Annotated in this window: 21 protein-coding genes and 1 pseudogene; 11 read left to right on the top strand and 11 right to left on the bottom strand. The window is 71.9% G+C overall.

Translation table 11 applies throughout. From position 1 onward, the window contains the following. Nucleotides 1-11 precede the first annotated feature (11 nt). Nucleotides 12-1,091, top strand: a complete 1,080-nt coding sequence (locus Dvina_RS50765; protein ID WP_223099333.1) for an aspartate-semialdehyde dehydrogenase — start codon at nt 12-14, stop codon at nt 1,089-1,091. Nucleotides 1,092-2,929: 1,838 nt separating this feature from the next. On the opposite strand, the gene Dvina_RS55465 is transcribed toward Dvina_RS50765, so the two are convergent. Together Dvina_RS55465 and Dvina_RS50755 are read right to left on the bottom strand one after the other, a co-directional pair. Next, nucleotides 2,930-3,328, bottom strand: a complete 399-nt coding sequence (locus Dvina_RS55465; protein ID WP_223099332.1) for a cold-shock protein — start codon at nt 3,326-3,328, stop codon at nt 2,930-2,932. 78 nt (nt 3,329-3,406) lie between these two features. Continuing rightward, a complete protein-coding gene (locus Dvina_RS50755; protein ID WP_246656698.1) occupies nt 3,407-4,006 on the bottom strand; it encodes an HAD family hydrolase in 600 nt (199 codons plus the stop codon). A gap of 174 nt (nt 4,007-4,180) precedes the next feature. Between Dvina_RS50755 and Dvina_RS50750 the strand changes: the two genes are divergently transcribed. Next, nucleotides 4,181-5,827 carry a glycosyl hydrolase family 18 protein gene (locus Dvina_RS50750; protein WP_223099330.1) on the top strand — a complete coding sequence of 549 codons (1,647 nt, stop codon included), beginning with the start codon at nt 4,181-4,183 and terminating at the stop codon, nt 5,825-5,827. Between the two features lie 78 nt (nt 5,828-5,905). Continuing rightward, nucleotides 5,906-8,275: a helicase-associated domain-containing protein gene (locus tag Dvina_RS50745; RefSeq protein WP_223099328.1), complete on the top strand. Its 2,370-nt coding sequence runs from the start codon at nt 5,906-5,908 to the stop codon at nt 8,273-8,275. Nucleotides 8,276-8,298: 23 nt separating this feature from the next. Here the strand turns inward: Dvina_RS50745 and Dvina_RS50740 are convergent, their stop codons facing one another. After that, nucleotides 8,299-8,493, bottom strand: a complete 195-nt coding sequence (locus Dvina_RS50740) for a hypothetical protein (protein WP_223099326.1) — start codon at nt 8,491-8,493, stop codon at nt 8,299-8,301. A gap of 274 nt (nt 8,494-8,767) precedes the next feature. On the opposite strand from Dvina_RS50740, the gene Dvina_RS50735 reads away from it, so the two are divergent. Further along, nucleotides 8,768-10,408, top strand: coding sequence for a DNA repair helicase XPB (locus Dvina_RS50735; protein ID WP_223099324.1), 1,641 nt, complete (start codon nt 8,768-8,770; stop codon nt 10,406-10,408). 93 nt (nt 10,409-10,501) lie between these two features. On the opposite strand, the gene Dvina_RS50730 is transcribed toward Dvina_RS50735, so the two are convergent. The 5 genes from Dvina_RS50730 to Dvina_RS50710 form a co-directional block, all read right to left on the bottom strand. After that, nucleotides 10,502-11,086 (bottom strand): acyl-CoA-like ligand-binding transcription factor, encoded by a 585-nt coding sequence (locus Dvina_RS50730; protein WP_223099322.1) that lies wholly within the window; start codon nt 11,084-11,086, stop codon nt 10,502-10,504. After that, entirely contained in the window at nt 11,064-12,578 is a 1,515-nt protein-coding gene (locus tag Dvina_RS50725; RefSeq protein ID WP_223099320.1) for an MFS transporter, read from the bottom strand. Before Dvina_RS50725 ends, Dvina_RS50730 begins: the two co-directional genes overlap by 23 nt. A 935-nt stretch (nt 12,579-13,513) precedes the next feature. Next, a complete protein-coding gene (locus tag Dvina_RS50720; protein ID WP_223099318.1) occupies nt 13,514-14,311 on the bottom strand; it encodes a maleylpyruvate isomerase N-terminal domain-containing protein in 798 nt (265 codons plus the stop codon). 71 nt (nt 14,312-14,382) lie between these two features. Then, nucleotides 14,383-15,690 (bottom strand): MFS transporter, encoded by a 1,308-nt coding sequence (locus Dvina_RS50715; protein ID WP_223099317.1) that lies wholly within the window; start codon nt 15,688-15,690, stop codon nt 14,383-14,385. Next, complete coding sequence (locus Dvina_RS50710; protein WP_223106180.1) at nt 15,687-16,127, bottom strand: MarR family winged helix-turn-helix transcriptional regulator; 441 nt, start codon at nt 16,125-16,127, stop codon at nt 15,687-15,689. Before Dvina_RS50710 ends, Dvina_RS50715 begins: the two co-directional genes overlap by 4 nt. A 129-nt stretch (nt 16,128-16,256) precedes the next feature. Between Dvina_RS50710 and Dvina_RS50705 the strand changes: the two genes are divergently transcribed. Next, nucleotides 16,257-16,505, top strand: coding sequence for a DUF2530 domain-containing protein (locus Dvina_RS50705; RefSeq protein WP_223106179.1), 249 nt, complete (start codon nt 16,257-16,259; stop codon nt 16,503-16,505). A 10-nt stretch (nt 16,506-16,515) separates the two neighbouring features. Beyond that, nucleotides 16,516-16,908 carry a VOC family protein gene (locus Dvina_RS50700; protein ID WP_223099316.1) on the top strand — a complete coding sequence of 131 codons (393 nt, stop codon included), beginning with the start codon at nt 16,516-16,518 and terminating at the stop codon, nt 16,906-16,908. Nucleotides 16,909-17,092: 184 nt separating this feature from the next. Here Dvina_RS50700 and Dvina_RS50695 read toward each other — a convergent pair whose 3' ends face one another. After that, on the bottom strand, nt 17,093-17,944 hold the full coding sequence (locus Dvina_RS50695) for a DUF3027 domain-containing protein (protein WP_223099315.1): 852 nt from the start codon (nt 17,942-17,944) through the stop codon (nt 17,093-17,095). A 71-nt stretch (nt 17,945-18,015) separates the two neighbouring features. Between Dvina_RS50695 and Dvina_RS50690 the strand changes: the two are divergent. The 5 genes and pseudogenes from Dvina_RS50690 to thpR form a co-directional block, all read left to right on the top strand. Then, nucleotides 18,016-19,536, top strand: a pseudogene (locus Dvina_RS50690) (MFS transporter); the annotation flags it as partial. Between the two features lie 269 nt (nt 19,537-19,805). Beyond that, nucleotides 19,806-20,498: a futalosine hydrolase gene (locus Dvina_RS50685; protein WP_223099313.1), complete on the top strand. Its 693-nt coding sequence runs from the start codon at nt 19,806-19,808 to the stop codon at nt 20,496-20,498. A 1,291-nt stretch (nt 20,499-21,789) separates the two neighbouring features. Next, nucleotides 21,790-22,608, top strand: a complete 819-nt coding sequence (locus tag Dvina_RS50680) for a 1,4-dihydroxy-6-naphtoate synthase (RefSeq protein ID WP_223099312.1) — start codon at nt 21,790-21,792, stop codon at nt 22,606-22,608. A gap of 140 nt (nt 22,609-22,748) precedes the next feature. Beyond that, nucleotides 22,749-23,417 (top strand): hypothetical protein, encoded by a 669-nt coding sequence (locus Dvina_RS50675; protein ID WP_223099311.1) that lies wholly within the window; start codon nt 22,749-22,751, stop codon nt 23,415-23,417. Nucleotides 23,418-23,471: 54 nt separating this feature from the next. Next, nucleotides 23,472-24,029 carry an RNA 2',3'-cyclic phosphodiesterase gene (gene thpR / locus Dvina_RS50670; RefSeq protein ID WP_223099310.1) on the top strand — a complete coding sequence of 186 codons (558 nt, stop codon included), beginning with the start codon at nt 23,472-23,474 and terminating at the stop codon, nt 24,027-24,029. Between the two features lie 18 nt (nt 24,030-24,047). Here the strand turns inward: thpR and Dvina_RS50665 are convergent, their stop codons facing one another. Both Dvina_RS50665 and sepH read right to left on the bottom strand, forming a co-directional pair. Continuing rightward, a complete protein-coding gene (locus Dvina_RS50665) occupies nt 24,048-25,034 on the bottom strand; it encodes an aldo/keto reductase (RefSeq protein ID WP_223099309.1) in 987 nt (328 codons plus the stop codon). 53 nt (nt 25,035-25,087) lie between these two features. Continuing rightward, nucleotides 25,088-26,167: a septation protein SepH gene (gene sepH, locus Dvina_RS50660; protein WP_223099307.1), complete on the bottom strand. Its 1,080-nt coding sequence runs from the start codon at nt 26,165-26,167 to the stop codon at nt 25,088-25,090. Nucleotides 26,168-26,238: the final 71 nt, after the last annotated feature.

Raw genomic sequence — 26,238 nt, 5'->3', positions numbered from 1 at the left:
TTCGTCCCCTTATGGACCTTCAGGGTGTCGACGGTCTGCCGAGCCTTGCCGTTGTCGGGGCCACCGGAGCCGTCGGCTCCGTGATGTGCGAGCTGCTGTCGTCGCGCAAGAACGTGTGGGGCGAGATCCGGCTCGTGGCGTCCAAGCGCTCGGCCGGCCGGAGGCTCACCGTCCGCGGCGAGGAACTGCCCGTCCACGAGCTCACGCCCGAGGCGTTCGACGGGATCGACGTCGCCATGTTCGACGTGCCCGACGACGTCTCCGCGGAGTGGGCCCCGATCGCCGTCGGGCGCGGCGCCATCGCCGTCGACAACTCGGCCGCCTTCCGCATGGACCCCGACGTGCCGCTGGTCGTGCCCGAGATCAACCCCGAGCAGGTGCGCAACCGCCCCAAGGGCATCATCGCCAACCCGAACTGCACCACGCTCACGATGATCGTCGCGCTGGCTCCGCTGCACCGGGAGTACGGCCTCAAGGAGCTGGTCCTGGCCTCCTACCAGGCCGTCTCCGGCGCCGGCCAGGACGGCGTCGACACGCTGCTCGACCAGCTTTCCCGAGTCAGCGGCGACCGCACCCTGGGCTCGCGCTCAGGCAACGTCCGCCGAGCCGTCGGCGACGACCTGGGCCCGTTCCCGGCCCCGCTGGCGCTGAACGTCGTACCGTGGGCCGGCTCCCTGCGCGAGGCCGGCTGGTCCTCGGAGGAGCTCAAACTCCGCAACGAGTCCCGCAAGATCCTGGGCCTGCCGGACCTGAAAGTCTCCGCCACCTGCGTCCGCGTACCTGTCGTAACCGGCCACTCGGTCGCCGTACACGCCGTCTTCGGCATCGAAGTCGACGCCGAGGGCGCCCGCGAGGTCCTACGCCACGCCCCAGGCGTCATCCTGGTCGACGACCCAGCCGCCGGCGAGTTCCCGATGCCCATCGACGCCGTGGGCACCGACCCGTCCTGGGTTGGCCGCATCCGCCGCTCGGTGGACGACCCGCGGGCGCTGGACTTCTTCGTGACGGGCGACAACCTGCGCAAGGGGGCGGCTTTGAACACCGCCCAGATCGCGGAGCTGCTCTCGAAGGAACTCCGAACCGCCAGCTAGGCCCTGACCTGCTGCCCCCCGCCCACACCACGTCCGGACAACCCTCACACCGCCGAGCAACCACCCACTTCCGTCACCTTCTGCCCGCAGGTCCGTGTCTCGCGGCCCTGCTCGTGCTCTGCGCCGATGCTGGTCTGCGTTTTGCGCTCACGTCCATGCCTCGCCCCTGCCCGTGCCTCCGCGTCTGCCTCCGCGCGTCTCGAGTCCGCGCGCCTCGCGGCCCCGGCCCATGCCCGCGTCTCGTGTCCGTGCGTCTCGCGTCCGCGCCCGCGTGTCGGTGCGTCTCGCGTCCGTGCATCTCGCGTCCGTGCATCTCGCGTCCGCGCGTCTCGCGCCCGTGCGTCTTCCGTCTCGGGTTTGTGCGCCGTGCGCCTCGCGTCCGCGCGCGGTGCCTGCGTCGAGCGCCGTGCGCTGGCTCGCGACCGCGGTAGCACGCAGTTCGCGGCCCGAGTGCGCGCTTCTGCCCGCCCGGCGCCCATGTCGCACCCCGCACCCGGCGTTCGTGTCCAAGGCACGGCGCCCGCGTCTGCGCGTTCCCCGTCTGCGCGTCTCGCGCCCGTGCGTCTCGCGCCCGTGCGTCTCGCGTCCGCGCGTCTCGCGTCCGCGCGTCTCGCGTCCGCGCGTCTCGCGTCCGCGCGTCTCGCGTCCGCGCGTCTCGCGTCCGCGCGTCTCGCGTCCGCGCGTCTCGCGTCCGCGCGTCTCGCGTCCGCGCGTCTCGCGTCCGCGCGTCTCGCGTCCGCGCGTCTCGCGTCCGCGCGTCTCGCGTCCGCGCGTCTCGCGTCCGCGCGTCTCGCGTCCGCGCGTCTCGCGTCCGCGCGTCTCGCGTCCGCGCGTCTCGCGTCCGCGCGTCTCGCGTCCGCGCGTCTCGCGTCCGCGCGTCTCGCGTCCAAGGCCCGGCGCTCGGCCTCCGCGCGCCCCGCGTCCGCGCGCCCGTGCCAGTGTCGTGCTGCATCCGCGCCCGGCGTCCGCGCGCGTCCCCGTCCGTGCCAGTGTCGTGCTGCCTCTGCGCTCGCGCCGCGCAGAGCGCCCGCGTCCGCGCCGATTCCGTGTCCGCGTTTGCGCCGCGTCCGTGCCCGGCCTCCGAGCCGTGCCCGTGCCGCGTCCACCGTGCCACGTGCCAAGTCCATGCCGCGCCCGTCGTCCGCGTCCGTGCTTGTGCGGCGCCCACCGCCCGCGTGCCGCGTCCGCGCGTGCCGCGTCCGCGCGTGCCGCGTCCGCGCGTCCGCGTCCGTGCACGTGCCGCGCCCAGTGCCGGTGCCGCGCTCAGCGCTCGTGTCCATGCCTTGCGTCCGTGCGCCCCGCATCCGTGCCCTGCGTCGCGCCGTGCCTGTCGTCCGCGTCCGCGTCCGTGCCCGTGCCCGTGCCGGCCGCGGCTCGTGTCCGCGCGTCGATTCTGGCTTGTGCTCTGCGCGTGCGCATTCCCCAACAACGACCGTGCCCGCGTCCTCTGCCCGCGTCTCGTGCCCGCGTCCTCTGCCCGCGTCTCGTGCCCGGGTCCTGTGTCCGCGTCCGCGGGTCTGCGGTCCTGTGCTCGCGTCCGGGCGTCCGGGCGTCCCGTGTGCGCCGTGCCCCGTGAATGCGCCCATGCTCGTGTTGCCCCGTTGTGCGTCCGGGGTGGGCGGCGCTCGTGGCTGGCTTTGGCGGCAGTCAGGGGATTGCGGCCCTGGGGGATGGCACCGTACGGCAAAGGGCAGGCCGGCTGGTCTCCCAGCGTGCCTGCCCTTCGACGGCATAGAGGTTTCGCCGGTGCGCGGTGAAAACTGGCCGGGTGGCCGGTCTCCGTCGGCGTCGATTGTGCGGAAACCTCGGTGGAGGCGAAGCCTTCCTCCACGAGGCGATCAGACCTCGAGCTCCCGAGCGACCAGGTGGACGGCCTCGGCTACGGTTCGGGCGGTCTTGCGGTCCGGGAAGCGGCCGCGTTGGAGGTCGGGCTGGACCTTGGCCTCCAGGACTTTGATCATGTCTTCGATCAGGCCGTGCAGCTCTTCCGGCGGGCGGCGGCTGGCTACGGCTCGGGCCTCGACGACCGATGGCGGGGCTTCCAGGAGTTTGACCTGGAGGGCCTGGCTGCCCTTGCGGCTCTCCACCACCCCGAACTCCACCCGCTGGCCGGTCTTCAGCTCACCCACGTTCGACGGCAGGGCCGCCTTGTGTACGAAGACGTCTCCCCCGTCGTCGCTGGTGAGGAACCCGAAACCCTTCTCCTGGTCGTACCACTTCACTCGACCCGTCGGCACGCTGCCCTGCTCCCCAGTGTCGGACCCGTCCCCCCGGCTTGCGGCGATCGTGCGCGCACCCGGGATTGCACACCAAATCTAGTCACCCGAATCGGCCCGGCCAACCGAGATCATGCCTTGGAGAAACGCCGGGAAAGGGCGCAGATCGGCGAAGACCGCCGTGGCGCCGGCGGCCTGGAGTTCGGCGGCCGAGCAGGGGCCTGTGGTGACGCCCACAACGGGGATGCCGGCCAGGGTGCCGGCCTGCATGTCGGCCACGTGGTCGCCCACATACAGTGCGGCGCCGATGTCGCGCAGGACCTGGGCTTTTCCGGCGTGGAAGACGTCGCCGTAGAGGTGGTCGGCCGTAATGCCCGAATGGGCCAGATGGAGCTCGGCCAGTCGGCCCAATTTCGAGGTGATTATGGCGATTTCCGCAGGCACTTGCAGTACAGCGGCCAATGCTGCTTTTGCTCCTGGCAAAGGGATTGAAGGAGTTATGGCGTAGTCCGGGTAGAGCGCCCGATAGATCCGGACCGCTTCTTCGACCTGGTCGGGTGGGAACCACTCGGCGATTTCCTGGCGCAGGGGAGGGCCCAGGCGGCTTACGGCCAGGTCAGCGTCGACGTGGACGCCCGTGCGCTCGGTGAGCGCTCGAAACGCTGCGTGGATGCCGGGGCGGGTGTCGAGAAGCGTCATGTCAAGGTCAAAGCCAATGACAACCGGTTGTTGAGACACCTTTAAGGATGCCCAGGTCACAGTAGGTATGCCATCGAAACAACCCGACGATCTCCTATTGACGAGTGAGATCCAGGCCACTACCGTCATCACAACTTTTAGGAAAGTTTCCTAAGAGACCATCCAGGAGACGCGATGAAACGATCCGTCCGCAACGGCCTCATCGTCGCCGCCGCTCTGGCGGTGGCCGGGGCTGTCGTTCCGATTGTCACGAGCACCGCCAATGCCGCCGGAAACCTGAGTGCGACGTTCACGGTCGACCAGGACTGGGGCACGGGCTGGGGTGCCACCTACAAGATCACGAATGGTACTTCGAGCACGGTCAACGGGTGGACGCTCGAGTTCGACCTGCCCGCGGGCGGTCAGATCACCAGTTTCTGGGACGCCGACGTGACCCGCACGGGTCAGCACTACGTCGCCAAGAACAAGTCGTGGGCCAACACGCTGGCCGCCGGCGCGACCTTCAGCTGGGGCATGAACGGCTCCGGCGCCAAGCCGCCGACCAACTGCACGATCAACGGCGTGAGCTGTAGCGGGGGCTCCCCGACCACGGCGCCGCCGACCACCCAGAAGCCCCCGACGACGCCGCCGGTGACCACCTCGCCGACGAGCACGACCAAGCCGCCGACGACCCCGCCGCCCACCACCAGCACGCCGCCGGCCACCGGTGGCAAGAAGGTCGTCGGCTACTTCGCGGAGTGGGGCGTCTACGGGCGCAACTACCAGGTGAAGAACATCGAGACGAGCGGCTCGGCCGCCAAGCTCACCCACATCCTTTACGCGTTCGGCAACACGACCGGCGGGCGCTGCTCGATCGGTGACAGCTACGCGGACTACGACAAGGCGTACACCGCGGCCGACTCGGTTGACGGCGTCGCCGACACCTGGGACCAGCCGCTGCGGGGCTCGTTCAACCAGCTGAAGAAGCTCAAGGCGATGCATCCGGGCCTCAAGGTCATCTGGTCGTTCGGCGGCTGGACCTGGTCGGCCGGCTTCACGCAGGCCGCGCAGAACCCGACGGCGTTCGCGGACTCCTGCTACAGCCTGGTCAACGACCCGCGCTGGGCCGGTGTCTTCGACGGCATGGACATCGACTGGGAGTACCCGAACGCCTGTGGCCTGCAGTGTGACGGCTCCGGCCCGAACGCCTACAAGAGCGTGATCGCCGCGCTGCGCGCCAAGTTCGGCTCGTCGAAGCTCATCACCTCGGCCATCACCGCGGACGGCAGCAACGGCGGCAAGATCGACCTGACCGACTACGCCGGTGCGGCCGCGAACCTCGACTGGTTCATGCCGATGACCTACGACTACTTCGGTGCGTTCAACGCGCAGGGCCCGACCGCCCCGCACTCGCCGCTGACCTGCTACTCGGGCATCCCGACGGCCGGCTTCTGCTCCGACGCGGCGATCCAGAAGCTCAAGAGCAAGGGCATCCCGTCCAGCAAGCTGCTCCTGGGCGTCGGCTTCTACGGCCGCGGCTGGACCGGTGTGACGCAGGACGCCCCCGGCGGCACGGCCACCGGCGCCGCTCCCGGCACCTACGAGGCCGGCATCGAGGACTACAAGGTCCTGAAGAACAGCTGCCCCGCCACCGGTACCGTCGGCGGCACCGCCTACGCCAAGTGCGGCAACAACTGGTGGAGCTACGACACGCCGTCCACGATCTCCGGCAAGATGACGTACGCCAAGCAGCAGAGCCTCGGCGGCGCGTTCTTCTGGGAGCTCTCCGGTGACACCAGCAACGGCGAGCTGATCACGGCTGTGAGCAACGGCCTGAAGTAACACCGCGCAAGTGATGGAGGGCGGGCCCGCCGGGCCCGCCCTCTTTTGTCGTACCGGGCGGTTAGCGTATGAGGCGAGATGACGACGACTTCGCTGGCCGATTTTCTGCGCGCCCTGCCCGACGAGGAGCTGACGGCGCTCATCCGCCTGCGCCCTGACCTGGTCATCCCCCCGCCTGCGGACTTCTCCGCGCTGGCCCACCGGGCCCAGTCGCGGGTGGCCGTGGCCCGGGCGCTCGACGCGCTCGACCAGTTCACGCTGGAGATCCTCGACGCGCTGCGCTACACCCGGGTCGGCCACAGCTCGTCGGTCGAGTCCGTGCTCGCGCTCACCGCCCAGTCCGGCGTCGAGGCGGCCCGCGTCCGCGCGGCCATCGACCGGCTGCGGGCCTACGCGGTCGTCTTCGGGCCCGACGCGGCGGTGCGGATCGTGGGCGCCGTCGACGAGGTGTGCTCGCCCTACCCGGCCGGCCTGGGCCGCCCCGCCGAGGAGCTCGACCCGCTGGCCGGCGCGCTTGTCGCCGACGCCGCCGGGCTGCGCCGCACGCTGCTGGCCGCGTCACCGGCCGCGCGGGCCGTGCTCGACCGCCTCGCCGCCGGCCCGCCGGTCGGCACGGTCGCCGCGGCCAGCCTCCAGCCCGGCTCCGACTCCCCGGTCCGCTGGCTGGTCGACCGCCACCTGCTCGCGGTCGTCGGCCGCGACGCGGTGGAGCTGCCGGTCGAGGTCTCTCTGGTGCTGCGGCGCGAGGCCGGGCCGCTCGGGCAGCTGCACCCCGACCCGCCGCCGATGGAGACGCCGCGGCGCGACCCGGCCCAGCTGGACCGGGCGGGTGCGGGGCAGGTGCTGGAGCTGGTCCGCAACGCCGAGGCTCTCGTCGAGGCGATCGGTCAGGAGCCTCCGGGTGTACTCCGCTCAGGCGGCCTCGGCGTGCGCGAACTGCGCCGATACGCGAAGATTGTCGGCATCGACGAGCAGCAGGCGGCGCTCCTGGTGGAGATCGTCACCGCGGCCGGCCTGATCGGCGAGGAGATCGTCGACAACAAGCGGGTGGAGAGCGTCTTCCTGCCCACCGTCGCCTATGACGCCTGGCGCGCCTTCGGGATCGCCGCCCGCTGGCACCGGCTGGCCGTGGCCTGGCTGACCATGACCCGCGCGCCGGCCCTCGTCGGCCAGCGCGACGACCGCGACCGGCCCATCAACGCCCTCGCGCCCGAGCTGTCCCGCCCCGGCGCCCCGGCCCAGCGCCGGGCCGCACTGCAGGTGCTCGCCGACCTGGCCCCCGGCGAGACGGCCGACCCGGCGGCGGTGGTGGCCACGCTGAGCTGGCGCGCGCCGCGGCGCATCTCCCGGGGCACGTCGGCGGGCATCGAGGCGAGCCTGGCCGAGGCCGCGTTCGTGGGGCTGACCGGCTTCGGCGGGGTGACCGGCTTCGGCCGCCTGCTGCTGGCCGAGCTCGCCGCGGAGGCGCCCGACCCTGAGGACCCGCTGGGGATCGGGTCGCCGGAGGGGTACGCCCTCTCCGGCTCGGCTGCCCTGCTCGACACGCTCCTGCCGGCCCCCGTCGACCACGTCCTGCTGCAGGCCGACCTGTCCGTGATCGTCCCCGGCCCGCCCGAGCCGACACTCGCCGGCGAGCTCGAGCTGCTCGGGCAGCAGGAGTCGGCGAGCGTGTACCGCATCACAGCGGAGACCGTCCGCCGCAGCCTCGACGCCGGATACTCCGCGGCCGACCTGCACGCGCTGCTCGCCCGGCGGTCGCGGACGCCCGTGCCGCAGACGCTGACGTACCTCATCGACGACATCGCCAGGCGCCACGGCGGCATGCGGATCGGCTCGGCGAACTCCTACGTGCGCAGTGACGACGAGTCGTTGATCGCCGAGGTGCTGGCCGACCGGCGGCTGCAGCAGCTCGGCCTGCGCCGCCTGGCCCCGACCGTGCTGGCCTGCCGCCACACGCCGAACCGGCTGCTGGAGGCGCTGCGCGAGGCCGGCTACCCGCCGGTGCAGGAGGACTCGACGGGCGCCGCGGTGCTGGCCCGGCCGAAGGCCCGCCGCGGTGCGCCCCGCCCGACGTGGGCGGCGCGCGGTGTGGAGGACCCGACGGCGGCCGTGCGGCTGTCCGCGCCCCGGCTGGCCGGGGTCGTCGACCAGATCCGCCGGGGTGACGCGGCGGCTCGGGCCGCGCGGCGGGCGCCGGTGACAGTCCGGGCCAACGGGGCGTCAGGCGCGTCGCACACCGAGGCTCTCGAGGTGCTGCAGCAGGCGCTGCGCGACAAGACGCGGGTCTGGGTCGGCTACGTCGACGCCCACGGCGCCACCGCGTCCCGCCTGGTCCGGCCGGTGTCGATGGGCTCGGGCTACCTGCGCGCGGAGGACGAGCGCACCGAGATGCTGCACACGTTCGCCCTGCACCGCATCACCGGCGCCGTGCCGGAGTCGGAGGCTTAGCGACAGCCGACCGGCGAGCACCGCTAAGGCTCACGTGTCGCTCTGGCGGTGCCGACGATGGAGACGATGAGCATCAGCGCGGCCAGGCTGCCCGCCGTCTCACCGATCGCGTCCGTCAGCGGGCTGCCGAGCACGAGCCAGGAGACGAGGAACCAGGTCACGGCGGCTACTGCGATCACCGCAATGGTGCACTTGGCCCGGGTGGAGAGCACCTCCATGCATCGATGGTAGGTGCGCTGCGGCCGGGTGAACTCCGGGAGAATCCCCCTTGGCCGGACCGGACGGCGTGCCCGCCCCCGAACTGATTCGACCGCCCACCCCCCGCCGATGCCGGCCGCCACCTTCGGCTGCCCCGGCTCCGGCTGCGAGCGATCACGGACACGCGCGTCCGACCCGTAAGCAGAGAACGCACACAACGGGTGGCGGGGTTGCATGGGTGTGAATCTTTCCCAGTATGCGGGAAGTGTCATACCTGCATGCGACACTGGTCCGGTGCCTGAAGGTCCACTGATCGTCCAGTCCGACAAGACGCTCCTGCTCGAGGTCGACCACCCCGACGCCCAGGCGTGCCGCATGGCCATCGCACCGTTCGCCGAGCTCGAGCGCTCGCCCGAGCACGTGCACACCTACCGCCTCACTCCGCTCGGCCTGTGGAACGCGCGCGCCGCGGGCCACGACGCCGAGGGCGTTGTCGACTCGCTCCTGCGCTACTCCCGCTACCCGGTGCCGCACGCGCTGCTTGTCGACATCGCCGAGACGATGGACCGCTACGGGCGGCTCCAGCTGGTCAACGACCCCGTCCACGGCCTGGTCCTGCGCGCCTCCGACCGGGCGGTGCTGATCGAGGTGTCCAAGAGCAAGAAGCTCGCCGGCATGCTCGGCGCCCAGCTCGACCCCGACACGATCATCGTGCACGCCTCCGAGCGCGGCCGCCTCAAGCAGGCGCTGCTGAAGCTGGGCTGGCCGGCCGAGGACCTCGCCGGCTACGTCGACGGCGAGGCCCACACCATCGACCTGGCCGAGGACGGCTGGGTCCTGCGCTCCTACCAGGCCGAGGCGGTCGAGTCCTTCTGGGCCGGCGGCTCCGGCGTCGTCGTCCTGCCCTGCGGTGCCGGCAAGACGCTCGTCGGCGCGGCCGCGATGGCCCAGGCCAAGGCGACGACCCTGATCCTGGTTACCAACACCGTGGCGGGAAGGCAGTGGAAGCGCGAGCTGATCGCCCGCACGAGCCTGACCGAGGAGGAGATCGGGGAATACTCCGGCGAGCGCAAAGAGATCCGCCCCGTCACGATCGCCACCTACCAGGTGCTGACGACCCGCCGCGGCGGCCAGTTCGCCCACCTGGACCTGTTCAACGCCCGCGACTGGGGCCTGGTCGTCTACGACGAGGTCCACCTGCTGCCGGCCCCGATCTTCCGCTTCACCGCCGACCTGCAGGCCCGCCGCCGCCTCGGCCTGACCGCGACACTGGTCCGTGAAGACGGCCGCGAGGGCGACGTGTTCTCCCTGATCGGCCCAAAGCGCTACGACGCGCCCTGGAAGGACATCGAGGCGCAGGGCTGGATCGCCCCGGCCGAGTGCGTCGAGGTCCGGGTCACGCTCACCGACGAGGAGCGGATGGCCTACGCGGTGGCGGAGCCGGAGGAGCGCTACCGGGTGGCGGCAACGGCCCGCACGAAGCTGCCGGTGGTGCGCGCCCTGGTCAACCGGCACAAGGACGACCAGATCCTGGTGATCGGCGGCTACATCGACCAGCTGCACCAACTCGGCGACTACCTCCAGGCCCCGATCATCCAGGGCGCGACCACCAACCGCGAGCGCGAGAAGCTGTTCGACCAGTTCCGGACCGGTGAGCTGAAGACGCTTGTCATCTCGAAGGTCGGCAACTTCTCGATCGACCTGCCGGAAGCGGCGGTGGCCATCCAGGTGTCCGGGACGTTCGGGTCGCGCCAGGAGGAGGCCCAGCGACTGGGCCGGGTGCTGCGCCCCAAGTCGGACGGTCGCCAGGCGCACTTCTACACAGTCGTGGCCCGCGACACGATCGACACCGAATACGCCGCACACCGGCAGCGGTTCCTGGCCGAGCAGGGCTACGCCTACACGATCACCGACGCTGACGACGTGCTCGCCTAGGAGCTCCAGGCTTTTCGGTTCCGGGGGCAGGGGATGTGTCTGCGTCCTTTGCCCCCTGGTTGATGTGCGTCCGGGCCGGGCCGCGGAAGTCCTTTACGGGCCTTCCTCCAGCACCGAGATGGCCTCGTTGATCAGGGCGAGGGCCTGCTTGGCGTCGCCGCCCTCACGGACCCAGGCCATCAGGGCGTTCATCAGCGCGCCCACGCAGGCGCCGACATACGCCTGGCAGCGGAAGTCGTCCGCCGGTCGGCCCAGGCGCTCGGCCAGCGGGGCGGCCAGGTAGCGGATCGAGTCCTGAAGGTTGTCCAGGGCTCGCATCCGCAGCGCCGGGACGCTCAGCTGGAGGCGGGCCCGCTGCAGGGCCTGGTCGGCCTCCTCGTCGGAGATCGCCTGGAACGACCGGGCGAACGCTCGGCGCAGGACCTCCAGCGGGCTCAGCTCGGCCGGGGCGGTGCGGATCTGCTCGGCCATCAGCTCGTCGTAGCGGTCCTGGATGATCACGTCTTCCTTGGTCTTGAAGTACCTGAAGAACGTGCTCGGGGAGATCTCGGCCGCCTCCGCGATCTGCTCCACAGTGGTCGCGTCGTACCCCTGCTGGACGAACAGGCGCACGGCGTGCTCCTGGATCGCCCAGCGGGTCTTCTGCTTCTTGCGTTCACGCAACCCGGGTGAGCTCATCCACCGATTCTTCCGCACCGGGCCGCCGCTCGGCATTGGGCAGGAACAACGCGATCAGGACGGCCCCGGCGAGCCCGATCGCGGCGCAGACCAGCAGAACCGTCCCCATGGCGTCGACGAACGCGGTCCGGGCGGCCAGGGCCAGCCCCGCGTCGCCGGTCCGCGCGGCCAGCGCCACACCCGCGGCGACCGAGCGCTTCGCGGCCTCCGGGGCGGCGCCGAGGTGGTCGCGGTAGACGGCGCTGGTGAGGCTGCCCAGCAGCGCGACGCCCAGAGCCCCGGCGACCTGGCGGAACGTCATCGTGATCGCGGTACCGGAGCCGGCTTCGTCGCGGGGCAGTGCGCCCATCACCGCGTCCATCGCCGGTGTGATGGCCAGCCCGATGCCCGCGCCGGCGACGGCCAGCCAGGTGGCGACGGGGCCGTACCCGTCGCCGACCCCGGTCCGGGCGCCCAGCCCGAGCCCGACGGCGCCAATCAGCAGTCCGGCCGCGACCGGGAGCCGGGTCGCGGTGACGCTCGCGATGCGTTCACCGAGGGGCGCACCCACGAACAGGCCGCCGATAAGCGGCAGCAGGCGCAGGCCCACGCCCAGCGCGTCGTCGCCGCGGACCGCCTGGAGGTACTGCGGGACGATGAACAGCACGCCGAAGAGCGCAAACGAGGCAAGGGTCCCCGCGGCGGTACCCCACGCGAAGCGCGGCCTGCGAAACAGCCGCAGATCGATCATCGGCGCGGCGCCCGCCCGCTCCACCAGCACGAAGACCGCGAGGAGCACCACGCCGCCGACGAGCCCCACCAGGACCCAGAGGTCCGTCCAGCCGCGGGTGGGCGCCTCGATCACGCCGTACACGAGGGCGACAAGCCCCAGCGTCGACAGGCCCGCCCCGAGCAGGTCGACCCGCTTGGCCACCGCCGCACGTGACTCCGGCACCAAGAACCCGACCGCCACCAGCGCAATGAGCGCGACCGGAATGTTGATCACGAAGATCGAGCCCCACCAGAAGTGCTCGAGCAGGTACCCCCCGATGATCGGCCCGAGCGGCAGCCCGAGCCCCATCCCCATGGTGAGCAGCGAGATCGCCTTACCCCGATCCCGGTCGTCGAACAGCACCGGCAGCACCGCCATGGTCAACGGCGTGAGAATCGCCCCGCCGACCCCCATCAGCGCCCTAGCCGCGATGACCTGCGCCGAGTCGTTGGCGAACACGGCGATGAGCGAGGACCCGGCAAACATCGCCAACCCGCCCATGAGCAGCCGCTTACGCCCGTACCGATCGCCGAGCGCGCCCATTGGCAGCAGGAGGCCGGCGAAAACCAGAACGTACGCGTTCACGATCCACTGCAAGTCGTCGTTGCCGGCGTCAAGCGCGGTGGCAAGCGTCGGCAGCGCCACATTGAGGATCGTGGTATCGAACCCGACCGTGAGCACACTGAGCACGATCGCGACAAGCGCCCACCACCGACGGGGGCTGGAAGTGACAGCATCCATATTTTGACAGTAACTATCATTTAAGTGCGACAGTCAATTGCAATCTACTTCACAAAAGTCAGGAGGAGATGGCGTAAGGGCGCCCATCGGCTGCCCGTTGTGGCCGAGGCCCACGCCGCGGCGGCCGGGCCGCGGTGTGGTGGGCGGCTCCCGGGGGCCCTGGCCGTGGCCGTCGGACGGTTCGCAGCGGGGCTCGGCCGCGGCGTTTGGGTGGTTTCCGGCGGGCCTGGCCGGGCGCTTCGCTGTGGGCCTGGCCGGGCGGGTGTGACCGCGGCGGTTGGGCGGCCTGCGGCGGGCCTGGTCACGGCGGCCGGACGGCCCTGGCCACGGCGGCCGGGCGGTCCGTGGCGGGCCTGGCAGGGGCGGTTTGCGGCGGCCCTGGTCATGGCGGTCGGGCGGTCTGCGGTGGGCCTGGCCCGGGCGGTTCGCGATGGACCCTGTCGCAGCGGAGCGGGCGGTTCGCGGCGGGCCTGGCGAGGGCGGTTTGCGGTGGCCCTGGTCATGGCGAGTCGGGCGGTTCGCGGTGGGCCTGGCCGGGCAGTTCGCAGCGGGCCTGGTCACGGCGGTCCGCGTCGGTCCTGGCCGGGCGGTCCGCGTCGGTCCTGGCCGGGCGGTGTGCGGCGGTTTTGGCCGGGGCGGTTCGCGGCGGACCTGGTCACGGCGGTCGTTGACTCGCGGCGGCCCTGGTCACGGCGAGTCGGGCGGTCTGCGGTGGGCCTAGCCGGGCGGTTCGCAGCGGCCCTGGCCGAGGCGGTTCGCGGCGGGCCTGGTCGCGAGGGCGGGTGATTCGCAGTGGGCCTAGTCGCGGCGTGCTGATGAGTCGGTGAGGGCGACAGGGAACGGCTGGTGAGGCCGGGGCAGGCGGCGCCCCCTCGTCGCGCCTGGCCCGGCCTCACTGCTGGTGTCCCGGGGGCCCGCCCGGAACGGCTGGGGTGTTACTGGGTGCCGGCCCTCAGTAAGGTGCGGAGTTCGGTCAGGGCCTCCTCGTCACCCTTCACCTCGATCGGTGAATGCACATCGGTCGTTGAGTTGGATTCGCGTGCCCAAAGCCACCGCAGCAACGGCGCCGGATCGCCCGCTACGGTTGCCGCGGGAGCGGGGTCGGTGGGGGCGGGGTCCGGCGTGGACCTGGTGACGTGGACGCGGTCGGTGTCGGCGCGGATGAGCCACGAGGTGGCGTCCGGTGAGAGGAGGTCGACGCGGATGGTGTGGCCCTTCGCGTCGGCCAGGACCTGGTTGAAGTCGTCCGGCCAGGCGGTCGAGCCGTAGCCGACGAAGAGCTCGAGGACCTCGGCCACGCCGTCGGCGGCCAGGTCGTCGGGGATCGGGGCAGAGTCGATCTTGTGGGCCAGCTCGGCGTCGATGCGGTGGATGACGGTCTCCTGGGCCATGCGGCGCATCCAGAACTTGACCGTCTGGTCGGGGCGGTGCCAGGTGGTGGCCGGGGAGTCGACGCCGCGCCGGGAGAACTCGTGGGTCAGGGCGCCGTAGCCGCGGTCGAGCAGGGCGATCGGGCTTTCGATCCGGACCTCCTCGGGCGGCCACGGGTCGGGCCAGGAGCCGATGCGCATGACCTCGGCCTTGTGCAGATACACCTGACCCACGTGGCGGACCAGATCGGCCACGGTCCAGCCGGGGCAGCTGGGCACTTTAGCGGTCAGGCCCGAGCCGGCCACCTCGCGGAGGCGCATGTAGTCGGCGGACAGGCACTGCAGCAGTCGCGATCGCTCCATGTCCGTGACTCAACCACATGGGTACGACAAAAATCCCCGTGCTCGCACCACCCCGTTGCGATCGTAAGATCTCAGCGCACAGCCGGACGTACGGCCGGCACGCCCGAGCTGCGTTCGTGCACGTGAACGTGCAGGCGCGGACGCAGAGCGACGTGAATGCGACCGCCGGTGCGGCGCAGTTGCATGATGCCGAGCAGTACCGCGGCGACGAGCGAGATGAGTCCGCCCGTCCACAGGCCCGAGCGAGGGCCGAAGCGCTCGGCGCACCAGCCGATGATCAGGGAGCCGACCGGGGTGCTGCCCAGGAAGACCAGCACGTACAGCGCCATCACGCGGCCTCGGAAAGCCGCGTCGACGCCGAGCTGGACGCGCTGGTTGGCGGCCTGCGCGAAGTAGATCATGAAGAAGCCGGTGGGGACGAGCAGGCCGACGGCGACCGCGAAGGTCGGGGCCACGCCGACCAGGGACTCGAAGCCGGCGAACAGGATGGCGGCGGTCAGGACGCGGTACACCGAGGGCCGGTTCCGGCGCCGCGAGCTGGCCAGAGCGCCGGCCAGGGCACCGAGCGCGATGGCTGTCGAGAGCAGGCCGAAGTACTTCGCGTCGACGTGGAACTCGACCTTCGCCAGCACCGCGAGCGTCAGCTGGAAGTTGAAGCCGAAGAGGCTCACGAGGAACACGAGGAGGATGGTGAGGCTGAGGTCGGGGCGCTCGCGCACGTACCGCAGCCCGTCGATCGTCCGGGCCTGGCTCGCCGCGATCGCGTCGCGCTCGACGCGGAACAGCTCGGCCGCTGTCATCCGGACCAGCGAGATCAGCGGGGCCGTGCACAGTACCGCCGTGAGCAGGAAGATCGGGCCCGTCCGGTCGTGCAGGGCGGCGATCACGACGCCCGCGATCGCGGGGCCGACGATGCGGGCGGTGTTGAACGTCGCCGACGAGAGCGACAGCGCGTTGGGCAGCAGATCCTTGCCGACCAGCTCGGAGACGAACGACTGGCGGACCGGGGTCTCGATGGCGCTGATGGCGCCGAACAGGCCGGCGGTGATGAAGACCCACCACAGGGTCACCACGCCGGTGACGACGAGCACGCCGAGCAGGGTGGCGACGACGGCCGAGGCGGCGTTCGCGAAGAGCAGCAGGCGGCGCTTGTCGAAGCGGTCGGCGAGCTGGCCGCCATACAGCGTGAGCAGCAGCACCGGCGCGAACTGCAGCGCGGTGACGACGCCGAGAGCCGAGGCCGAATCGTCGGACAGCTGCAGGACCAGCCAGTCCTGCGCGGTGAAGAGCATCCAGGTGCCCATCAGCTTGATCAGCTGGCCGATGGTGAACAGACGGTAGTTGCGGACCTTCAGTGAGCCGAACGTGCTGCCTCTCATGCGCTGCGTCCGATCCTCCCCAGTATCTCGGCGGCCTTGGTCAGGACATCCCGCTCTTCCGGCGTCAGGGCCGTGAGCTGTTTGGCCAGCCACTCGTCGCGGGTGCGACGGTGCTCGGCGACGACGGCGCGGCCCGACTCGCTGGCGGCGAGGATGACCTGCCGCCCGTCGGTCGGGTGCGGGGACCGCTGCACGAGCCCGCGATCCTCGAGTTTTGCGACGATTTTCGTCAAAGTCGGCGGTTGTACCCGCTCAATCTCGGCCAGTTCGCGCGGAGTCAACGCGCCGGACAGTTCAAGACTGGTCAGCGCCGACAGCTGCGTAATTGTCAGATCGCCCATGGGCCGGGCCTGGCGCAGCCGGCGGTTGAGGCGGGTGATGCTGTCCCGGAGTGCGGCCGCGAGCTGGGCGGCGGCGAGTTTGGGCACGCGTACCATCACGATTGTTAGCTTATCTAATAAGCCTGGCTAACGACCTGTGGGTTCGGTCACCCGGACGGGTATCCGGCGGGTACCGTTTGCGGCGTGACCGCGCCGCCCACCCCTCCGAAGCCGCTCGACCCGCCGATGGTGCCGTTCGCCATCGGGGGCATCGTGCTGTGGATCATTACCGCGCTGGTCATGCTGCCGTTCCGCGACGAGCTGGCCGCGCACGGCCACGGCAACTGGTTCGGCATCGCGGTCGCGGGCGCGATCTGGGGCATTCCGGGCCTGTCGTTCATGTTGATCCACGACCGCAACCGCCGCCGGCGCCGGGCGCGGGCGGGCATCGGGACGTCCGATTCGTTCAAGACGGACGCGTCGGCCGCTCCCTAGGTTGGAGCCCATGGGACTTCGACTGAATGTGGTGGGCATCGTCGTCGCCGACATGCCGCGCGCGCTGGCTTTCTACCGCCGTCTTGGCCTGGACGTGCCGGAGGCGCAGGACAAGGCGCCGCACGTGGAGTACGTGCTGGCCAACGGCCTCAAGCTGGCCTGGGACACCATCGAGACGATCCACTCGTTCGATCCCGAGTGGGTGCCACCGGTCGGCGGGGGCCGCATGGGGCTCGCCTTCGAGTGCGACTCGCCGGCCGAGGTCGACCGGGTGTACTCCGAGCTGCTGGCGGCCGGCTATGAGGGCCACAAGGAGCCGTGGGACGCGTTCTGGGGGCAGCGGTACGCAGTCGTCCACGATCCCGACGGCAACGGCGTGGATCTCTATGCGGCGCTGCCCTGAAGCGAGGAATCGCGGACCCGGAAGGGAAGGCGCTCCAGCGCCGACCGCTTCGCCCACTCTGGCTCGGTGGGCTTCGCATTGACCGACCCAGAGCAGGCGCTGACGGGAGCGGCGGTCGCAAGCCATCGCGGACCCGAGTAAAAGGGTCTTCCTCTTTTGACCGGCTTTGCCGGGCTTTTGGGGGTTATCCGTGCCCGTAGGGCTCGGCCGGCTCATCGCTGTCGACCGAGCCCGCGGCCCGGCTCACCGCGACCGCCTCGACCTCGCTGTCGTCGAACACCGTCGGCAGCTCGTCGACCGCCTGGACCTGCTCGACCAGGACCTCGGAGTGCGCGCCGCAGCCGTGGTCGACCGAGACGACCTGGGCGTCGTCGGGCGCGTACTCGTTGCCGCACACGCCGAACGCCTGCCGCATCGAGCCGGCCAGCTGCATGTAGAAGCCGCACGAGCCGCAGCGGGCGGCCGAGGGGGCGGCGACGGAGATGGGCGCGTTGGGGCCGCGGTCGCCGTCGTACCAGCGCTGGGCCGCGTCCAGGCGCCCCTCCCGCGACAGCACGCGGGGCCGGCCGAGGCCGAGCTCCCAGCTGACCTCCTCGACGCCCGGGTCGTCGGAGAGCACATAGCCGGGGGCCAGGCGGATGTCGTCGGCGGGGGTCGGGAGCAGATCGCCCACGCCCAGGTCGCCGGGCTGCAGGCGCTCCTGCCATGGCACCCACTGGGGGGCGCGCAGTGCGTCGGCGCCAGGGAGCAGGGCGGTCTCGCAGATCGTGACCTGCTTGCTGCGCGGGATGCGGGTGACGGTGACGGCCCAGCGCCAGCCGCGGTACCCGGGCAGCCCGCACTCGAAGAAGTGGGTGACCAGGCGTTCGCCTTCTGCCACAACGCCCAAATGCGCACCGATGTGCTCAGGGTCGACGACGTCCAGGCCCTGCAGCGCGACCTCGACCGCGTCGGTCAGGACCTGGTCGGGCTTCGCGGCACGGCCGCTTCCTCGCGTGGGCGCAGTCGAGGCAGTCACGACCCCATTCTTGCTCATCGCCACGCCGACCCGACACGGCGCCCCGGCGCGCTCGGAATTTTGTCGTACCCGTGGTCCAAGATGGTGGCATGTCGGTGATTCGAGGGGTGGCCCAGACCGTGGTGACCACCGCCCGCGCGGCCCGGGTCGCGACGGTCGGCACGACGCGGGCTGGTCGATACCTCGGGCGCAACATCCTGCGCGTTCGCGAGCGCGGCGCGGGTGGCGAGGCCGGCATGCTGCGCCTGCTCGACCTGCACGCGGCCTCGTGCGCGGGCGACGCCCTGGTCACCCTGGGCCTGGCCGGTACGGTCTTCTTCTCGGTACCGGCCGGGGAGGCCCGCGGCCGCGTAGCCCTCTATCTGCTCGTCACGATGCTGCCGTTCGCGCTGCTCGCCCCGGTCATCGGGCCGCTGCTCGACAGGTTCCGGCACGGCCGCCGCTATGCGCTTGCGGTGACCATGCTCGGGCGGGCCGCCCTGGCCTTCCTGCTCTCCGATCACCTTGCGAGCTGGCTGCTGTACCCGGCCGCGTTCGGGATGCTCGTGCTGTCCCGCGCATACGGGGTGGCCCGCAGCGCCGCCGTGCCCCGGGTGCTGCCGCCCGGTCTGGGGCTGTCGGAGGCGGGGGCGCGGGCGTCGGTGTTCGGGACGATCGCCGGGGCCGTCGCCCTGCCGCTCGGGCTGCTCGCCGGCCAGTGGGGCCCGCAGTGGCCGCTGCGGCTGTCGATCCTCGTCTTCGTGTTCGGCATGGTCACCGCGCTGCGGCTGCCGGCCCGCGCCGACTCCGACCCGCCGGAGACGGTCCCGGGCGTGCTGCGAGGGGCGATGGGCCGCCGCCCGATCAAGGTGCTCAGCGGGCGGGTGGTGACGTCCGCGCTCGTCGGCAGTGCCACGCTGCGGGCGCTCTACGGCTTCCTGACCTTGTACCTGGCCTTCGCGATCAAGGAGGGCTCGCTCCCGGTACGCCTGCTGGCCTGGCAGCTGTCCCAGCAGGCGGCGGTGGTCATGGCGGCCGGGGCGCTGGGCGTGGGCACCTTCCTCGCCACGGCGATCGGGACCCGGCTGCGCATCCACCGCCCCGCGCTGCTGCAGGCGATCGGGCTGGTGCTCGTCGCATTCGTCGCCGTCCTGGCCGCCGATCGCAACTCGCTCGGCACGGTGGCGCTGCTGTGCCTGTTCACGGCGGTCGCCAGCGGACTGGCCAAGCTGGCCGTCGACGCCTCGATCCAGGAGCGGATCGACGAGCAGGTCCGGGCCAGCGCGTTCGCCCACTCCGAGACGCTGCTCATGATCGCGTGGGTGCTGGGCGGGGCGTTCGGGCTCTTCCCGTTCCACTCGGCCTGGGGCCTGATCCTGGCCGCCGGGTTCGTGACGCTGGGTGCCGTGCGGGCGCTGTACTCCGCGCTGGCGCTGCGGAAGGAGAGGCTGCGGGGGGCGCCGGCGGATGTACCTGACGCCGAGGCTACGACGGTGGTCGCGCCGGCTGCTCCTTCCACGCCACCGCCGGCCCCTTCCTCCGGCGGCGGTCCGGCCGCGGGTGCCGGTCCGGGGGCGACGACGGCACCGAGAGCCCCGGGCGGGTCGGACGCGCCGACCGTGCCGCAGCCCGCGCGGGCGGCCGAGGAGAGCGGACGGCGGCGGTTCGGGTTCGGGCGGCGGCGTGAAGCCGGGGCATCGGCGACCGCTGCGCCGATGGCTCCACCGCAGCCGGCGCCGTCCGGTGGATCGGCGGGTTCGTCGGGGGCCGGGGGGCCGGGGCAGACGAAGAAAATGCCAGCGGTGGACGTGGAGGACGGTTCGCCGCTGGCACCGCCGGGGTACACGCTGTATCGGCCGTCGGGGACCGACCCGACGACGCGGCTGGAGGACGACGAGCGATGAGGTCGCTGCTGGGATACTCGCGAGCGCTGATCGTGACAGCGGTCGAGGCGGAGCGGGCGAGCGTGCTGGACGGCCTGGGGCTCGGCGAGCAGGGGCCCGACGCACTCGAGTCCGGCGCGGCGGTGGTCGTGACCGCCTGCGGGGTGGGCCCGGCCGCAGCGGCGGCGGTGACGGCCCAGCACATGAGCATCGCGATGCAGGAGGGCGCGCCGTTCGACGTAGTGATCTCCGCCGGCATCGCGGGCGGGTTCGCCGGCCGGGTCGAGATCGGCGGCCTGGTCGTCGCGACCGAGTCCATCGCGGCCGACCTGGGGGCCGAAGGGCCCGACGGCTTCCAGAGCGTCGACGACCTGGGATTCGGCTCGTCCCGGATCGACGCCGACCCGGGCCTGCTACGCACGTTCCGCCAGGCGCTCCCCGAGGCCGTCGGAGGTCCGGTGCTGACGGTGTCGACGGTGACCGGGACGGCCCACTCCAAAGAACTCGTTCAGAAACGCCACCCCGACGCCGTCGCGGAGGCAATGGAGGGCTTCGGCGTCGGAACCGCCGCGCGCCTGTGGCCGGGAGCGACCTTCGGCGAGATCCGCACCATCTCCAACGCCGTCGGCCCCCGCGACCGAGCCGCCTGGCGAATCCCCCAGGCCCTGGCCACGCTGCGCGACGTGTTCGGGGCCCTGGTCGCCCGCTGACCGCTCCGCCCAACGAGACCAGCCCGGCCCGCGCTCCCAGCCCAGCCCAGCCCGACCAGCCCAGCCCAGCCCAGCCCGACCAGCCCAGCCCGACCAGCCCAGCCCGGCCCGGCCTGCGAGACCGGCCCGGCCCGCGGTCCCAGCCCAGCCCAGCCCAGCCCAGCCCGACCCAGCCCGGCCCGGCCTGCGAGACCGGCCCGGCCCGCGGTCCCAGCCCAGCCCAGCCCAGCCCAGCCCAGCCCAGCCCGACCCAGCCCGGCCCGGCCTGCGAGACCAGCCCGGCCCGCGGTCCCAGCCCAGCCCAGCCCAGCCCAGCCCAGCCCAGCCCGACCCAGCCCGGCCCGGCCTGCGAGACCGGCCCGGCCTGCGAGACCAGCCCGGCCCGGCCCGCGGTCCCGGCCCAGCGCGGCCCGGTCTCAGCTGGCCCGCGGTCGCGGCCCGGCGCCGTCTTGGCCCAGCGCGGTCGGTTTGGTGTGCATGTCCGGCCAGCTGAGCGCTCGCTCGCTCCCGCCCGTGGTCAGCTTGGTGCCGGCCCAACGTGGCTGTCGGCTGCGGTCCGGCTGCTGAGCGGTCCGGCCTGGCGCGGTCGGTTCGGCGTGCGCGTGCGGTTCAGCCGAGCGCCCGCTCGTTCCCGCTCGTGGTCAGCCGGATTCTGCGGGGGTGGAGTGGGCGCCGTGGGCGCGCAGCGGTGTGCCGGGTTCGGCGTGGCTGTCGGCCGCGACTCGGCTGCTGGAGTGCGGCAAGGTTCGGGGGCTTTGGTGGCGGGTGGACGGCTCAACGCGCGGTTGGGCGGCTCGTTCGGCGGGTTCGGAATGCGGTCGGGTCGGTGGGGGTCGAAGGCCCTTGTTGTGCATCTGAGCGGGGACGACCCAGTCGGCCGCGATCGGCTGCTGAAGTGCGGCGGGAGCTTGGTCGGCAGCGCCCCTGGGCCGTCCCATTGGACCCTGACGAGGACGGCGCGACCGGGGTTTGCGGAGGTGATCCCCGCGACCACGGCCCGGCCGTCGTTCGGCTGCGGTCGGGCTCGTGCCGCTATTCGCCGCTGCGGGTTCAAGTGTGTCGCCCCGGCGGTGGGGGCTTGCGTCGCTGTCCGTCGTGCGGGCGCGGTCGCTGGTCGGCGTGCGGAGGGCCCGGGCGTTGGTGGTTTGGTCCTCGGTGGTTTGGCTGCGGTTCCTCGGCATGGCGGGGGAAGGGTTAGGGATCTTGGGTGGGGGTTGAGAGTCGGAAGTGTCACAGCAAGGGATTCGGGACTCGGGGTGCGGGGGTCGGCGTGCGGGCTAGATTCGGGTTTGTGACGCTTTCACTGGCCTTTTCGCCGTGTCCCAATGACACGTTCGTGTTCCATGCGCTCACGCACGGGTTGGTGGCCGGGGCGCCCCGGTTCGAGGTGACGTTCGCTGATGTCGACGTCACGAACACGGCGGCGCTCGGTGGGGAGTTTGACCTGGTGAAAGTGAGTTACGCGGCGCTGCCCTGGCTGCTCGACAAGTACACGCTGCTGCCCTGCGGTGGGGCGCTCGGGCGGGGGTGTGGGCCGCTCGTGCTGGTCAAGGATCAGTCGATCACGTCGCTCGGTGGGAGGCGGGTGGCGGTGCCGGGGGATCGGACCACGGCGTACCTGCTGATGCGGCTCTGGTCGGCCGGGGAGCCGCCGGCCGAGATCACGGTTGTGCCGTTTGCCGAGATCATGCCGGCGGTGGCGGCGGGGCGGTTCGATGCGGGGCTCGTCATTCACGAGGCTCGGTTCACCTATCAGCGGTACGGGCTGCACGCGCTTGCCGACCTCGGCGAATGGTGGGAGACCGACACCGGGCTGCCGATCCCGCTCGGTGCGATCCTGGCCCACCGCGACCGCGTCGATCCGGAGCAGGCCACCGCCTGGATCAAGGAGTCGGTCCGCCTGGCCTGGGAAAACCCCCGGGCCAGCCGGGAGTTCGTGCTCGAGCACGCCCAGGAGATGGAGCAGTCGGTCGTCGACCAGCACATCGCCCTGTACGTCAACGAGTTCACCTCCTCCCTCGGCCCCGACGGCCACGCCGCCGTCGACGCGCTGCTCAACCGGGCCGCCGCCGAGGGCCTCGTCCCCGCAACGCCGCTCGTCGGCGCCTGAAAGATCCGCTCGGAGCCGCAGAAGACGGGCGGCCGCAACGTAGGCGCGGCCGAGGCTGCGCGGCGGGTCCGGCGAAGGTTGGCGCAGGGAACGTGCGGAAATCGGTGGCGATCGTTTCGATGTGAGCTTAGTCTCAGATCGTGGGCGTCCTGCACGGACTGCTGGTGGCCGGAGTCATCGGGCTTATCGCCGTTGCTCCGTGCCTCGTGTGTGTGCTGCTCATGTCGGCCGATGAGGTAGCGGCCAAGGTGTGGGGGCGGGTGCGGTGGCTGCTGCCCCGGCCCGTCAGGCGGCGGTTGGCGGCTCGGCAGCGCAGGCTCGACGAGGAGCGACTCGCCCGGGATCAGCGGTGGGCGCGGCTCGACAGGTGGTCGCGGGAGACGCAGTTCGGGCAGCGGTGGGAGGACCCGACGATCCCCGCACCGCGGCCGTCGGAGCTCGAACAGCAGCACGAGAGCAGGACCCGGATCGGGCGCTGGCTGGAGCGGCGGCGGGTGCGGCAGGAGATCGACGACGCGATGGTGGAGCCGCAGCTGCAGGTGGTCGGGCCGCCGATCGAGCAGGTCGCGGGCGATCTGCGCCGGCTCAACCGGCTGCGGGAAAGCGTGGCCACCCGGTCGCGGGTGTGGTTCGTGGCGGTGCAGGAGGCGTACGACGAGGGGCTGCACGTCGCGTGTGCCCAGCTCAGCGTCGAAGAGCATCTGGATGAGCTCACCGGCATCGATCTGGAGGTCGAGCGGCTCCGGGTCGAGGGGGAGCTGCAGCGGGCCGGCCTGGTGCTGCGCAACGCCGGCGCCCAGCAGAAGTAACGCCGGCCCGACACGGATGACGCCGCGGTCTGGCGGCGAAAGAAAGAGCAGAGGTTGAGGTTGTTCATGGCGGCCTATCCGCCGATCGAGATCCGCGAACATTTCCAGGCAGTCGTCGACCGGCTGGCCGTGGCCCGGCCGCGCGAGCGGTCGGTCCGGCTCGCCCCGCCCGAACGGTGGCATCTCACCGTGGCGTTCCTCGGCGAGGTCGAGGACGAGAACGCGGCCGTCGACGCGCTCGGCGAGCTGGCCGAGGTCCCGGCGCCCGCGGTGCACATCACGGGCGGCAGGACGCTGGGGCGGGGCCGGTTTCGCCACCTCGTCACCGGCATCGAGACCGACGACGGGGGAGCCGGGCTCAAACGGCTCGGCGAGCAGGCCAGGAAGGCGCTGAAGCGGCGGCGGCTGCCCTATGACCGGCGGGACTGGCAGCCGCACGTGACGATCGCGCGGCCGTCGGACATTCTGAGCGCCGAGGAGCTGGCGCACGATCTGCGGCTGCTCGCCGAGTACCGTTCGCCGCAGTGGCGCCTGCAGGAAGTACACCTGATGCGCAGTCGCCTTGGACCGCAGCCGGAGTATGACGTCCTGGCCGCGGTCCAACTGCGGTAGCGACTGCGACGAGACCGGCTACCAGGCCCACGCCTCCGGGCCGGGGCCGCCCTTGCCGACCGGCGGGAAGAGTTCGTCGAGGCGGTCGAGCGTGGCCTGGTCGAGGGAGAGCTCGAGCGCCCCCAGCGTGCTGTCCAGCTGGGACAGCGTGCGCGGGCCGATGATCGGGGCGGTCACCGTCTCCTGGGCCAGCAGCCAGGCCAGGGCCACGTTCGCCGGGTCCCCGCCGATCGACGCGGCAAGCTTCTCGAACTCCTCGATGGCCGCGCGGTGCTTCTCCAGGTCCTCGGCCGAGCGGCCCTCGGCGGAGCGGCCGGCCGTGCCCGCCGCGGCCTTGGCCAGCGCGCCGCTGAGCAGGCCGCCGTGCAGCGGAGACCACGGGATGATGCCGAGGCCGTACTGCTTGGCGGCCGGGAGCACCTCGAGCTCGACCGTGCGGGCCATGAGGTTGTAGATGCACTGCTCGGCGACGAGGCCCAGGAAGTGGCGGGCCTTCGCCGACTCCTGCGCGGCCGCGATGTGCCAGCCGGCGAAGTTGGACGAGCCCACGTACAGGACCTTGCCCTGCGCGACGAGCACCTCCATCGCCTGCCAGATCTCCTCCCAGGGCGTGGTCCGGGAGATGTGGTGCATCTGATACAGGTCGATGTAGTCGGTCTGCAGGCGGCGCAGCGAGGCGTTGGCCTCGGCGATGATGTGCCGCGCGGAGAGGCCCTGGCCGTTGGGCCACTCCTGCATCTTGCCGTAGACCTTCGTCGCCAGGACGACCTTCTCGCGCCGGCCGCTGCCCTGGGCGAACCAGTTGCCGATGATCGTTTCGGTGACGCCTTCGCCGGTCTTCCAGCCGTACACGTTCGCGGTGTCGAAGAAGTTGATGCCGTGCTCCAGCGCGCGGTCCATGATCGCGAAGCTGTCCGGCTCGGTGGTCTTCGGCCCGAAGTTCATGGTGCCCAGGCAGAGGCGGCTCACGGAGAGCCCGGTGCGCCCGAGGTTGGTGTACTCCATGTACATCAACCTATCCCGGTACAGCAGGCCCAAACAGTCCCTGCGGATACCCCTCAGGACGTCTCGCGGGCCGCCGGGGCGCCGCCGAACAGCACGTCGTCCCAGCTGGGCAGGCGCTTGCGCGGCTTCTCCGCCGCGGCCGACGGCTGCTCGACCGCGGCCGCCGCCGACACCGTGTTACGGCGCGGGCGCAGCACGGCCAGCGACGGTACCGCCGGAATCTCCTTCGCCTGGTCGGAGTCCTCGTCGAACGGCGAACGGCCGATAAGCGCGGCGGCACCACGGGCCCGGTTCTCGTGCTTCGCCGGCGGCGTCACGACCGGGGCCTGCTCCTCGCCGGGCTGCGAACCCAGCGGCCGGTCAAGCGAGGCCAGCAGCGCGTCGCGGCCGGCCCGGATCGGGTCGTTGCCGAGCGTGCGGCCGCCGGGGCGGCGCTCGGGCGTGATGGGCCGGATCGGCTCGTGCCCGCCGCCGCGGCCGGAGTCGGAGCGCATCCCGAGGTCACCGCGGCTCGTCTCGCCGCGGCTGGGCGTGGCCCGCTCGGGCGCCGGCGGCTCCAGGCCGGCCGGGGCGCGCTCGGTGCACAGGTACTGCGCCATGTCGTCGTGCGGCGCGACCAGCTGCCGGGCCTTGTCGAGCTCCCACACGGCCTGCGCGGTCGCCTTGCCGCTGGGCCAGGTCGCGGTGATGCGCCACGTGCCGTCCTCGCGGCGGTACGCGTCCCAGGAGATCTTCTCGGTGTCGATCCCGTGCTGGCTGAGGCGCGAGTCGACGACCTCGGCCAGCGAGGAGCCGCGGTCGGACGTCTTCAGCCGGGTGCGCCGGGCGTGCTGGGCGAGCATGGCCCGCTCCTGCAGCACCGGGCCGGCGTAGCGCAGGACCCGGTCCACCGGGACGCCGGCGACCCGCGCGACCTCCTCGGCCGACTCGCCGGAGCGGATGCGGGCCTGGATGTCGCGCGGTGCGAGCTGCGAGGAGCCGGTCTCGGGAACGCTCGTCGGGTGGCTGTGGTCGGGGCGCAGGGCGCCCTGGACACGCTCATCGATCGGCAGCGCCAGGAGCCGCCCGACCTCGTCGGCCAGGACGAACGCCTGCCCGTCCTCCGAGAGGGCGACGAATCGCACAGGCCGCATCGCGTGCCTCCGTCCCACCCGCTTCAGGCGCCATCGGCCGGCGCCTTCCAGTCACAGTACGACAACCGTAG

This window comes from Dactylosporangium vinaceum, from assembly GCF_019904175.1.
GTDB classification, from domain to species: domain Bacteria; phylum Actinomycetota; class Actinomycetes; order Mycobacteriales; family Micromonosporaceae; genus Dactylosporangium; species Dactylosporangium vinaceum.
Note: the sequence above shows the minus strand (reverse complement) of the source record. Positions and strands in the feature narration are given on the sequence as shown.

Excerpts from the sequence above, each read along its gene's own strand:
- Dvina_RS50765 (WP_223099333.1), top strand. The coding sequence starts at position 12 with ATGGACCTTCAGGGTGTCGACGGTCTGCCGAGCCTTGCCGTTGTCGGG.
- Dvina_RS50755 (WP_246656698.1), bottom strand. The coding sequence starts at position 4,006 with ATGACGCTTCTCGACACCCGCCCCGGCATCCACGCAGCGTTTCGAGCG.
- Dvina_RS50750 (WP_223099330.1), top strand. The coding sequence starts at position 4,181 with ATGAAACGATCCGTCCGCAACGGCCTCATCGTCGCCGCCGCTCTGGCG.
- Dvina_RS50745 (WP_223099328.1), top strand. The coding sequence starts at position 5,906 with ATGACGACGACTTCGCTGGCCGATTTTCTGCGCGCCCTGCCCGACGAG.
- Dvina_RS50740 (WP_223099326.1), bottom strand. The coding sequence starts at position 8,493 with ATGGAGGTGCTCTCCACCCGGGCCAAGTGCACCATTGCGGTGATCGCA.
- Dvina_RS50730 (WP_223099322.1), bottom strand. The coding sequence starts at position 11,086 with ATGAGCTCACCCGGGTTGCGTGAACGCAAGAAGCAGAAGACCCGCTGG.
- Dvina_RS50725 (WP_223099320.1), bottom strand. The coding sequence starts at position 12,578 with ATGGATGCTGTCACTTCCAGCCCCCGTCGGTGGTGGGCGCTTGTCGCG.
- Dvina_RS50720 (WP_223099318.1), bottom strand. The coding sequence starts at position 14,311 with ATGGAGCGATCGCGACTGCTGCAGTGCCTGTCCGCCGACTACATGCGC.
- Dvina_RS50715 (WP_223099317.1), bottom strand. The coding sequence starts at position 15,690 with ATGAGAGGCAGCACGTTCGGCTCACTGAAGGTCCGCAACTACCGTCTG.
- Dvina_RS50710 (WP_223106180.1), bottom strand. The coding sequence starts at position 16,127 with ATGGTACGCGTGCCCAAACTCGCCGCCGCCCAGCTCGCGGCCGCACTC.
- Dvina_RS50705 (WP_223106179.1), top strand. The coding sequence starts at position 16,257 with ATGGTGCCGTTCGCCATCGGGGGCATCGTGCTGTGGATCATTACCGCG.
- Dvina_RS50700 (WP_223099316.1), top strand. The coding sequence starts at position 16,516 with ATGGGACTTCGACTGAATGTGGTGGGCATCGTCGTCGCCGACATGCCG.
- Dvina_RS50695 (WP_223099315.1), bottom strand. The coding sequence starts at position 17,944 with ATGAGCAAGAATGGGGTCGTGACTGCCTCGACTGCGCCCACGCGAGGA.
- Dvina_RS50685 (WP_223099313.1), top strand. The coding sequence starts at position 19,806 with ATGAGGTCGCTGCTGGGATACTCGCGAGCGCTGATCGTGACAGCGGTC.
- Dvina_RS50665 (WP_223099309.1), bottom strand. The coding sequence starts at position 25,034 with ATGGAGTACACCAACCTCGGGCGCACCGGGCTCTCCGTGAGCCGCCTC.
- sepH (WP_223099307.1), bottom strand. The coding sequence starts at position 26,167 with ATGCGGCCTGTGCGATTCGTCGCCCTCTCGGAGGACGGGCAGGCGTTC.